General features: G+C 69.8%; 10 protein-coding genes. 9 read left to right on the forward strand and 1 reads right to left on the reverse strand.

The window, feature by feature from the left end; translation table 11 throughout:
- The 8 genes from ACWEVO_RS17990 to ACWEVO_RS18025 all read left to right on the forward strand — a co-directional run.
- Nucleotides 1-1,490: AfsR/SARP family transcriptional regulator (locus ACWEVO_RS17990; protein ID WP_452308666.1), on the forward strand; the 1,490-nt coding region annotated here is incomplete at its 5' end.
- Between the two features lie 266 nt (nt 1,491-1,756).
- The gene (locus ACWEVO_RS17995) at nt 1,757-4,804 is read left to right on the forward strand and encodes a BTAD domain-containing putative transcriptional regulator (RefSeq protein ID WP_452308667.1); all 3,048 of its coding nucleotides are present in this window, start codon (nt 1,757-1,759) and stop codon (nt 4,802-4,804) included.
- 284 nt (nt 4,805-5,088) lie between these two features.
- Nucleotides 5,089-5,748, forward strand: a complete 660-nt coding sequence (locus ACWEVO_RS18000; protein WP_452308668.1) for a DUF2637 domain-containing protein — start codon at nt 5,089-5,091, stop codon at nt 5,746-5,748.
- Nucleotides 5,749-6,312: 564 nt separating this feature from the next.
- Nucleotides 6,313-6,624 carry a hypothetical protein gene (locus tag ACWEVO_RS18005; RefSeq protein ID WP_452308669.1) on the forward strand — a complete coding sequence of 104 codons (312 nt, stop codon included), beginning with the start codon at nt 6,313-6,315 and terminating at the stop codon, nt 6,622-6,624.
- A 12-nt stretch (nt 6,625-6,636) separates the two neighbouring features.
- Nucleotides 6,637-6,996 (forward strand): hypothetical protein, encoded by a 360-nt coding sequence (locus ACWEVO_RS18010; protein WP_452308670.1) that lies wholly within the window; start codon nt 6,637-6,639, stop codon nt 6,994-6,996.
- A gap of 171 nt (nt 6,997-7,167) precedes the next feature.
- Nucleotides 7,168-7,362 carry a hypothetical protein gene (locus tag ACWEVO_RS18015; RefSeq protein ID WP_452308671.1) on the forward strand — a complete coding sequence of 65 codons (195 nt, stop codon included), beginning with the start codon at nt 7,168-7,170 and terminating at the stop codon, nt 7,360-7,362.
- Nucleotides 7,363-7,733: 371 nt separating this feature from the next.
- Complete coding sequence (locus ACWEVO_RS18020) at nt 7,734-8,249, forward strand: hypothetical protein (RefSeq protein WP_452308672.1); 516 nt, start codon at nt 7,734-7,736, stop codon at nt 8,247-8,249.
- 124 nt (nt 8,250-8,373) lie between these two features.
- Nucleotides 8,374-8,679: a hypothetical protein gene (locus ACWEVO_RS18025; RefSeq protein WP_357789804.1), complete on the forward strand. Its 306-nt coding sequence runs from the start codon at nt 8,374-8,376 to the stop codon at nt 8,677-8,679.
- Nucleotides 8,680-8,833: 154 nt separating this feature from the next.
- Here the strand turns inward: ACWEVO_RS18025 and ACWEVO_RS18030 are convergent, their stop codons facing one another.
- Nucleotides 8,834-10,030, reverse strand: coding sequence for an IS630 family transposase (locus tag ACWEVO_RS18030; protein ID WP_452308673.1), 1,197 nt, complete (start codon nt 10,028-10,030; stop codon nt 8,834-8,836).
- Between the two features lie 104 nt (nt 10,031-10,134).
- Between ACWEVO_RS18030 and ACWEVO_RS18035 the strand changes: the two genes are divergently transcribed.
- Nucleotides 10,135-10,449, forward strand: coding sequence for a hypothetical protein (locus tag ACWEVO_RS18035; RefSeq protein WP_452308674.1), 315 nt, complete (start codon nt 10,135-10,137; stop codon nt 10,447-10,449).
- Nucleotides 10,450-10,600: the final 151 nt, after the last annotated feature.

Below are 10,600 nucleotides of genomic sequence, written 5' to 3' on the forward strand. Positions count from 1 at the left end.
ACGATCTGCAAGCCGCCCTCGCCGACCACCCCCCGGCACCGCAGCCGGGCGACGCCACCCCGGATGGTGGCGGATCCTCCGGCGCGATGCTGGCCCTCGTCTCCGGCCTCCCGGCCCCGCGTGTGGGGCTCAACGGAGCGGGCGCCGCGGCCGCGGCGAGGGGCCTGCTGGTCACCGCCCTGCTGACCGCACACCGCCATCCGGCGGTGTCGCTCGTCGTCACCCGCACCGCCCTCGCCGGCCTGCTCGGCTCCGCCGCCGAGGAACTACCTCCGCACCTGCCACGGCTGCAGGTCGTTTCCAGCGTCGACGAGGGGATGCAGGCTATTGATTCCCGAACTCGCGGCCATGACCCCCACGGGCTAGCCGAGCCACGCCGGAGCGACGACCTGCCGGACGTCCGGGCGGCCGTTGTTCTGATCACCGACGAACCACCGTCCGGTCCAGGCACGCAGCGGTTGGCCGTCCTGCCGCCTGCCGCCGCGACCGTCGTGGTGTTGGGCGGATGGCCAGCCGCCGCGACATGGCAGGTCGACGCCGCGGGCCACACCCACGACCCTGATCGACCCGAGTGGCGCGGACCACGGCTGTGCGTGCTCGACGCGCAGGCGGCCATCGACCTGCTCACCGTGATCGCCCACACCGACCCACCACCCGACCAGCCCGCACCGGAGCCCTCCCCACACGCCGTGCAGCGATCCCGGCCCCGCGTGCCGCGGCAGGCAACCGGACCCGACCCCCGTCCCCGACCCGCTGCCCCCGGCCACCGCCTGCAGCTGCGGGTCCTGGGTAACCCGATGCTGGCCTTCGACGGTGAGCCGATTGCCATCCGCCGCACCGCGGCCATGCAGGCACTAGTGTTCCTCGCCGCCCACCCCGACGGGGCGCACAGCCGAGACCTCGTCGACGCCATCTGGCCGGGCCTGCCCCGACACTCGCTCACCGGCCGCCTCTACACGACACTCAGCGAGCTGCGCGGCACCGTCCGGGCCGCCTGCGGCCTTGCGATCGTCGACCACACCGATGACCGCTACCGCCTCAACCCTGAACACCTGGACGTGGACCTGTGGCGCTTCCACACCGCGGTCCAGCACGCCGCCACCGCCGTCACCAACACCACGACCGCGTGGCAGGCCATCATCGACGCCTACCCCGGCGACCTCGCCGCCGGCCGCCCATGGCCGTGGCTGGACCCGGTCCGAGAAGCCACCCGCCGGCACGTCATCGACGCCCACATGGCCCTCGCCGCCGCCGCATCCGACCCGCACCACGCCCTGGCCCTGCTGCAACAAGGCATCCGCGTCGACCCCTACAACGCCGACCTGCACGTGCGGGCGATGAACGTCCTCGCGGCCCTCGGCGACCACGACGCGGCCGCCGAACTGCACGACAGCTACAGCCGCCGCCTCGCCGAGGCAGGCCTCGAACCCGGCAACGAGCTCAGAGAAACGGCCGCACGGCCGAGCAACAGCGCCGTTCCGGGCCGATAACACCAACTGTTCACCGCCAGAACCGTTGGCGCACCGGTCACCTCACCCCCGGCCGACGGCCAGCCCTCGTGTGACGCGAAGGCCCCTGACCTGCGGGTGTCAGGTTGTGTGAGGCGGTGTGAGGTCCTGTCAGCCAGCAAGCCGCGACGGCGCCCGCCCGGCCCCCATAGCGTCGACTCGCATCAGCACCCGGCATGCGGCACCCCAGCACGATGTCAACTCGCCGCTCAGCCCTGGGGACCACGATCGACAGGCAGGAGGCAGCGATGAGAACCCGAGCGTCGTCGGCAGTCACGATGACGACCTGTGCACTTCTGCTCGCGGTCGTACCGGCCGTGCTCATCCACCTCGCCGACTGGCCTGACCTCGGCGGGTCGTGGACGGCCACGCTGCAGGAATGGATCCAGCAGCCCATGACCGCCGGTTTCCTCGCCGCCCTCGCGTACATCGCGGCATGGCTGATGTGGGCGCTGCTGGCCACCGCCGTCACCGCCCACGCCTACACCCGGCTCACCCGGATGCTGCGATGGCTGCCGGCGCTGCACCTACCCGGGCCGCTGCGAAGCCTCACCGCCGCCATCCTGGGTGTCACCGCCATCAGCGCCAGCACCGTCCCCGCGCACGCCGCCGGCACCCCCACCGTCACCACCTCCGACGAGGCCGTCCATCCGCCCCGGCCGACGCACGCCGTCACCTCCACACCTCACGCCGCTGACCGGCCGACCGGCACCTCCCGCCCCGAAGGCGAACCTCACAGCACCTACACCGTCCGGCGCGGTGACACCCTGTCCGGCATTGCTCAGCGGTGTCTCGGCGACGCGGACCGCTGGCGCGACATCTTCGCCGTCAACCGCGGCACCCACTACAAGGTTGGTGGGACGCTGCACGACCCCGACCTGATCTATCCCGGCTGGGCCCTCCAGTTGCCCATCGCCGGGGACTCGCAGCCGGCCAATCCGCCTGCTCAAGAGGCATCCCCGACGAGACCGAAACCACGCACGCCGCAGCCCGACGCGACGCCGCCGCCAGCTCACCCCACGTCCGGCACGACCGCACCTCACCGATCAGAAGAACCGTCCGGCACCCCGACCGCCACCGCCACACCCCGTGATGACACGGCCGTCTCGCCCACCCCAACGGCGTCCCGACCGGCGCCCGCAACCACCCCGGACGGCCGAGGCGAGCAACGCCATGTGCGGGGGGTGCCGCTGCCGACCGGCAGCTGGGTCGACCTCGGCCTGGCCGTGGCCATCGCCGCCGCCGTCGCCCTGGTCTGGGCGCACCGCCGACGCCGCTACGTGCCCCGCAAACCCTCAGCATCGCCCCGCATGGATGACCCGGACCTGGCGCCGATGCCCCGCGTGGTCAACCAGATCCGCCGCAACCTGAGACTCGCTGCCGCCCAGCCCAACGAGGCGGGCCACGACGCCAACAACGCGCACCATGACGCCATCGACGCCCAAGATCCCGCCGACCCCGGCGGCGGCCCCGACGAGGACGATGTCGCCGACGGCGAACCCCGTTCGCCTCACCTGGACCATGCCCGCGACGGTGCTGAAGCCCTGCCAATAGCGCCAGCCCTCGCGCACCCGCTGTCGGCGATCTGGCCGCCAGCCGGTCTAGGTCTGACCGGACCCGGAGCAGACGCCGCCGCCCGCGGGTTCCTCACCGCGGCCCTGGCCACCGGCGGCGCGGACCACCCCGACGCCCGCAGCCAAGTGGTCATGCCATCGGCGACCGCAGCGACCCTGCTGGGCGCCGCCACCGTCAACCTGCCCCACACACCAAGACTGACCATCACCACCGGCCTCGACGAAGCCCTCGAACTCCTGGAAACCCAAGCCCTGCACCGCACCCGACTGCTCTACCAACACGAGGTCGACAACGTCACCGAACTACGCGCCGCCGACCCCTACGAAGAACCCCTCCCACCGATCATGCTGCTCGCCGACACCACCAACCGCCACGAACGCTCCCGCATCGCCGCCCTGCTCACCCAGGGCCAACGCCTGGACATCCACGGCGCGCTGCTCGGCTCCTGGCCGGAAGGCAACACCGTCCACGTCGCCGCCGACGGCACCACCACCCCAGCCGACGGCGACGCCCCGCCGGGCTCCCACCCCGCAGACATCGGCCGCCCCACGGTGCTCAACCCGACCGAGACCACCGACCTCCTCGCAACCCTCGCCGAATCCCACACCGGGCAGCCCCCCGCACCCGCCCCCACCGAAGCCCCACCCACCCACACCCAGCCCGCACCACCCCTGACAGCTACCACGGAACCACCGCATCCGCAGGCCCGCGGCACCGATCGGCGCCGCGCTGACGAGCAGGACGCGGACCCGACGTCCCCCGCTACAGCGTCCACCGCCGGACCCGATCCGGACCCCGTCGAAACGGACAGCACCCCGGCCAGCGGCGACGCCACCACCCCGACAGAACCCGACACACCCAGCCGCAGCGGCCAGCCCCCAGCCGCCGTCGAACCGACCCGGCCCGACACGCCAGCCCTCGACCCCCCGCAGGCACCCACCCAACCGTCGCAGCCGCACCAGATCACGGTGACAGTGCTCGGCCCGCCCAGCATCATCGACGCCGATCCGCAGCGAAACCTCCGCGCGAAATCCCTGGAACTACTGGTTTACCTGACGGTGCGCGACGGCAGCGCCTCCGTCGAAGCGATCCTGGACGACCTGCTGCCCGACGCCCCCGCCAGCAAGGCAGTGCACCGGCTGCACACCTACGTCTCGGACCTCCGCGCCGTGCTACGCCACAACGCCGGACCCGGCACCTACCTCACCCACCCCCACCACCGCTACCAACTCAACCCCGACCGCTTCAACATCGACCTGTGGCGCATGCGCGCCGCGATCCGCGCCGCCGACACCGCCGCATCCCCACCCGAACGCATCCAGGCGCTACGCCGCGCCGTGAACGCCTACCGCCCCCTCGCCGACGGCTGCGACTACGAATGGCTCGAGCCCTACCGGCAGGCCGTACGCCAAGAAGCCCTCGACGCCACCACCGCCCTCATCGAGGAACTCACCGACCAACCCGCAGCCCAAACCGCCGTCCTCGACACCGCCCTGCAGCAGCACCCCTACACCGAAACCCTCTACCAGGCCGCGATGCGCGCCCACGCCGACCTCGGCCACCTCGACACCATCCGCGCCCTGCGCCGCACCCTGCCCCGACGCCTCGCCGAGATCGACACTGAACCCGCCGACGACACCCTCACCCTGGCCGACAAACTCGTCACCCACCTACGCCAGCCCCGACGCGGCACCCGCCCCACCGACAGGCCAGCCGCATGAGCGCAACACCGGACACCACACCTGCCGGCCACGCCGCAAGCGGCCAGCATCTGCATCGACTGCGGTGGGCGGTACGCGCCACCCTCACCCTCGGCGTCGCCGCCTCCGTCGCCGCGAACGTCCTACACGCCCGACCGAACCCCATCAGCCAGATCATCGCCGCGTGGCCACCCCTGGCACTGCTCCTCACCGTCGAACTGATCTCCCGCGTCCCCCATCACCGCCGGGCCCTGGGCGTCATCCGCATCGCCGCTACCGCCGTCATCGCCGCCATCGCCGCCTGGGTGTCGTACTGGCATCTCGTCGGCGTCGCCGCCCGCTACGGCGAAACCGATGCCGGTGCCGCCTACCTGCTGCCCATCTCCGTCGACGGCCTCGTCATCGTCGCCAGCGTCAGCCTCGTCGAGCTCACCGCCAGGATCCGCGCCACCACCCCAGAACGAAGCATGCCATCCGCTTCCACGACGCCCATCGGATCCGCGCGTCCGTCCGACCCGGATCCGGTGCCAGAAGCCATCGGCAACCTCACCGTCGAGCCGGCTCGGCCACTTGCGCCTCGCAAACGCCACCGACCCCACCCGCAGGCCGACAACACCGGCGGCACACCCAGCACGGCCAACCAGCCTCGGCCGCTCACCCGCACCCACGAAGACGACACGCGGGAGGAGATGCTGACCAGCGACACACGGCCGATGCTTCCCGGCGACGGCAGCCCCGCGAAGCCGCCGGATCCCTCAGACGACAGGCCGGCGGACAAGGCGCCCGCGGACACCGCCGCCGCGGTGGCCTACTGGCACCATCGCGACCCCGACCTTCACCCCGCCCAGATCGCGGAGCGGATCGGCCGGTCCGAACGCACCGTCCGCCGCCACTGGCCACCACCACCACCGCCCGGCGGCGCACCGCACAGCAACGGCGACCTCGCCGACAACCTCCGCCAGTGAACCCGCCGTCCTGTGTCGCCCGTGGGCTTGATGGCCACGGACGGCACCGCATAGCGCGACCCAACGACGAAAGGGCCCGTCTCTGCCTCGGGGCTCGGCGCGAGCGGCGCGTGGAACCGTCCGATCGTCAGGCACGTACATTTTCGCAGGTCAGAGCGCCGCAGTGGGCCGCCGTGCGATCGTCATCCGACTAGCTCCGCATCGTGATGTGTCGGGGCAGCCGTGCGACATCACCGTGCGCAGCGAGCTCCGACAGTGCCCTGGCGATCTCGCGGTCACGCCCGTCGACAGCGTGCAGGTACCGGCGAGGAGCGTCGACAGCAACGCTGACAGACATTAGCAACCGCACCGGACGGCGGCACACTGACGAGGGCTGGCATGGACGACACTCCGAGCGTACGGCCGCTCCCGAGCGTGTGCGGACGCTCTGCGCAGAGCTTGTGAGCGAGTAGTCGCAGCGCTGCTGGGCGGCCAGCGCAAGCAGTCAAGCGATCAGGCCGACTGGGACCGTTCGGCCCAGGTCAACGGCTGGAGCCCGCGCTCGATCACATCGAGATCGTCGTCATGGATTACCGCCTCGGGGTCGTCTGCCCTCAACTGCTCTCGGACCGCGCGGTAAAACTCCTGAAGGGCATCATTGAGCCTGCCGATGGGGGGCTTGGACGGATGCTGCCCGGCTCGTGGATCTCGGCCCTCTTCGCCCTGGACACGCACCGCGTACGCGTGATGGATGACGGCCCGAGCGGCGAATTGCACCCGTGGGCTTCCCAAAAGCCGGAGTTGCTCACAGGCGAGGCGCATCTTATGGTGCGCCTCGTCGAGTGCCTTCGGCGCTCCTCCCGGTCCTCGCTGCGCGAGAATCGCTCGGCATGGTGACACAGGGCGCGCGTGGACGCCTACCAAGCCCTGATCCGCGTGGCCGCAGACGCCGCATCAACCCAGCCGGGCATGGACATGGACCGGTTCAGCTTCACGATCCTCATCGAAACCGCCGTCGACACGATCACCACCGCCAGCGCGATCCTCCCTGATGGCCCCGCCGACCTCCTCGGCGTGATAGGCCAGGCCGCGCTGGCCAACCTCCTGCCCGCATGGCGCCGCCCCCGCGTCAAAGCCCGCACCCGCAAGAACCCGACCAGCAAGTACGGCCCGAACACCGGACAACACCCAACAACCGCACAGACCCACAGCTTCCACGCCGAAATCACAGTCTTCGAGAAAGGACTTGCCTCCCGCTCACGGCGCTAAACGCAACGGCGTTGACGTAGAGGTCGGGATGGCCGGCATTCCAGCATCAAGGGCGAAGAAGGCGTGGCGGCAGGCCGCCCTTGCGCGGACATCGCACAATCGGTGATGCAACATCAACACGCCGTAACGGCCCCCCGAGCCGTTGCGGCACCAACCGAAGGATGTGCAGTCATGGCAGTCAACCAGCCGCCGCCCAACCCCGACTACGGCATCGTCCAGACGACGAAGGACGCGGAGCGCATCGCGCAAGAGATCGCCAAGGCCCACGCCAAGGCGCTTGAGGAGGCTCAGATCAAGGAGGCCAACGCCCGGCGCGCGGCGGAGGAGCGGGCTGCCCGAAACCGGCACACGAGCGGGCCCCGCTGACCGTCTCCGCTCGTCTGGAGCGAAGGAGTCCAGCTCCGCCGGTGAGAGGGCCGGCGGAGCTGGACGTCTGAGCGAGGCGCCAGGCTTGTGAGGCAGCAAGAAGGCAGCGCGAGCCTTGATTCGGGCCGGACCCGAACGTCAACCGACGAGGTCCGGCACCTGCTCATCGACGCGGGCCGGCACCGACCGACACCAGCCGACAGGTTGAGACCGGATCCCCCCGGCGGGGGTCGGGCGCCAGGGCCGTCAGGCCCGGAGCCACAGCAGACCGGACGTCGCCCGAACGATGGGGAGCAGCGACCCGAACAGCCAGGTCAACCGAAACCGATCGGGGGCGCACGAGCGCCGCTGGCCGCGGGCAAACTGCGGCCGTGAACATCGACTACAACCTGACCTTCGCAGGCCTGTCAGCAGTCGCCACCCTTGCGGGCGCGGGCGCTGGATACCTCGCCTGGCGTGCGGCTCGATCAGCCAGCGAGGCGGCCCACACGTCGGCCCGCGTCGCGGCGGACTCCGAGCGTGACAGGCGCTGGGCAGCCCTGCTGCCGCAGTTCACCTATACCTGCGTGGCGGCAAAGGACAACATGCGCGCCGAGCTTCGGATCCGGCTGGACGGCCCGTACACGCTCGAACGTCTCGATCGGGTCACCGTCAGCATCCGTGACGACCGACCCGACCGCGGACGGCATTTGGTGGCTGGCGGGCTAACGGCGGAGCAGATTGCCAACCAGGTGTGGGGACCGTACCGGTTCAACACGAACGTGGAGAACGTCGACAAGCCGCACGGCCGACGAGTTGTGTTCCCCGACGGAGTGACGGTCGGCGAGGACATGGTGTGTTGGTGTGGCGCATTCCGGCTGAGGTGGATGTCATCCCCGATTCTTTGACCACTGTGCTGTGACCCGAGCCGGGCAAGTACGCAACCGGCGGCAACGTCAGGTACCGGCTTCCGTGGCGACATCCCTTGGCATGGAACCTTGACATGCTTCCTAGGGGCGGTACCTTGGCTAAATGACAACGACTGATCTTCCGCGATTGATCCCTACAGGCACCTGCTGGTGCGGCTGCGGCAAGGAGACGGGCATTGGCTCGTTCTTCGCTCAAGGGCACGACAAGATTGCCGAAGCCGCCCTCGTGGCCGCCGAATACGGCAGCCAGGTCGCCCAACTGCTGCACAAGCATGGCTATGGCCCGGGCCGGCCAGTCATCGACGAAGCCGTACGCGCGGGAAGCTGGGTCTCATGCCCTGCTCGCGGCTGCTGGTACAAGGGCACTGAGCAGAGTGTGCACGGTCACCAGCGCAAATACTCTCACTAGCACCGCCAGCCTCCCGCCCCCGGTTGAGCAGGACCGGGGGCGGTGTCGTTCCGGGAGACCTCTGGACGGTCCGGGTAGGTAACGAACCTGTCGACAGCAACACCGACAGCAACAGAGCCGAACTAAGTGCTTAAGTTCGTAAATCCTTCGGGGGTTATGCGGCCAGGGCGTGTGCGGCAGGCTGGTGGTCGCAGCCGGCGGGTTGCTGGAGGTTGAGCTCTTTCTGTTCGTGTCGCTCGATCCGGGCCATCAGGTCCTCGAGGTCGGCCGGGGTGAATCTCCATCTGAACGGCCGGGCGGTCGCGTTGTAGCGCTGCTCGAAGGCGGTGAGCCGGTCTTCGACCTGGTCAAGGCTGGTGAGATCGTTGGGGGTAAGGACCTTGCGTTGGATGATTGAGAAGTAGATCTCGATCTGGTTTGTCCAGGAGGCGTGGATTGGGGTGTGGACCATGACCGCGTTCGGGAACCGTGCCGTGAGACGGTCGATCGCGGCCTGACCGCGGTGTGAGGAGCCGTTGTCGACCACCCAGAACACCCGTTTCGCCGACGCGTAGGGCTCGCGGGTCATGACCTGTTCGGCCAAGGTCATGAACGGGAGGATGCCGGTCTTCGCGCAGCGGTGAGAGAACACTTGGGCCCGGTGGACGTCGTAGGCGGCCAGGTAGGCCAGGGCGCCTTTGCGCTGGTATTCATGGTTGACCCGCATGGTGCGGGCGGCCCCGGGCGCCAGGGTGGGGTGGCAGCGGCAGCGGGCCTGGATGCTGGTCTTCTCGTCGCTGGAGATCACGTACTCGTCGGAGCCGAGCGGGACACCATCGTATTCACGGGCGTAGAGGCCGAGCACCCGGGCGGCTTTGACGGTGAACTGCGGGTCACGGATGAAGATCCAGGACTGGTGTTGCCAGGGTTTTAGCGTCTCACGGGCGAGGATCCGCCGGACGGTCGACGCCGAGATCGACGCGGTGATGCCCCGGTCGACGACTTCAGCGGCCAGGTCCGGGCACGTCCACTTCGACAGCGGGGCGCCGGTCTCGGCTGGGAGTTGACAGGCCAGGGCTGTGACTTCGGCGACTTGGACCGGGGTGAACCGGGTCGGCCGTCCGGGCCGGGGCCGGTCGGCGAGTCCAGCGAGGCCTTCGTCGGCGAACCGGCCCCGCCAGCGGCGCACGGTGTCGACGGTGATGTCGTGCCGGCGGGCGATCGCGGCGTTGGAGTCGCCGCGGGCCGCATCGCAGACGATCCGGGCCCGGATGACCTGCTGGTAGCCGGCAGTGTGGGAGTAGGCCAGAACAGTGAGCCGCCGTCGTTCGGCGGCGGTCAGGGTGATCAGGCGTGCGTGAGGGGCAGACACCGGCCAGCTTCCAACGAAGGTGATCTTGTCGAGGGTCGGCCGAGGATGCCGGACAGGCGTGCCGCAAGCCGGCAGGACACGCCGGACCGGCAGGATGTGAACCCATGCCGGTAATACCTGCCTCCACCAAGACGTCCCTGCCGCAGCGGCTGCGGGCCCGGGCCAAGCAGAGGTGGCCGCAACTGGCCGCGGTGCACGTGCGCTACCACGGCCACTTCGCCTACGTCACCGGCGAGCTGACCGACGGACAGCAACTGCCGTTGATGCGACTGCGCTACAGCGGATCCGCGCACCGCTGGGGCCTTGCCGTCTACAGGGCCAGCAATAACAGCTACGAAGACCAGTACTGGTTCAGCGGCACTACCGAAGAAGCCCTCGACTTCGTCTGCGACGTCCTCGTCATTCCCATCACCGGGTGACTGCACCCAGATCGCCGGCCGTCAACCCCCGAAGGACTTACGGACCGGACCACTAATACTCCAGCCGGGGATTGTGATCACGGCTCGGTGAGGGCTTGCCGGGCGTAGTGGCTGGTCGTGGCTCGTGCTTGGTGACGGCGTCGGCGTACGG

The organism is Micromonospora sp. NPDC003776, from assembly GCF_053605645.1.

Excerpts from the sequence above, each read along its gene's own strand:
- ACWEVO_RS17995 (WP_452308667.1), top strand. The coding sequence starts at position 1,757 with ATGAGAACCCGAGCGTCGTCGGCAGTCACGATGACGACCTGTGCACTT.
- ACWEVO_RS18005 (WP_452308669.1), top strand. The coding sequence starts at position 6,313 with ATGGATTACCGCCTCGGGGTCGTCTGCCCTCAACTGCTCTCGGACCGC.
- ACWEVO_RS18015 (WP_452308671.1), top strand. The coding sequence starts at position 7,168 with ATGGCAGTCAACCAGCCGCCGCCCAACCCCGACTACGGCATCGTCCAG.
- ACWEVO_RS18025 (WP_357789804.1), top strand. The coding sequence starts at position 8,374 with ATGACAACGACTGATCTTCCGCGATTGATCCCTACAGGCACCTGCTGG.
- ACWEVO_RS18035 (WP_452308674.1), top strand. The coding sequence starts at position 10,135 with ATGCCGGTAATACCTGCCTCCACCAAGACGTCCCTGCCGCAGCGGCTG.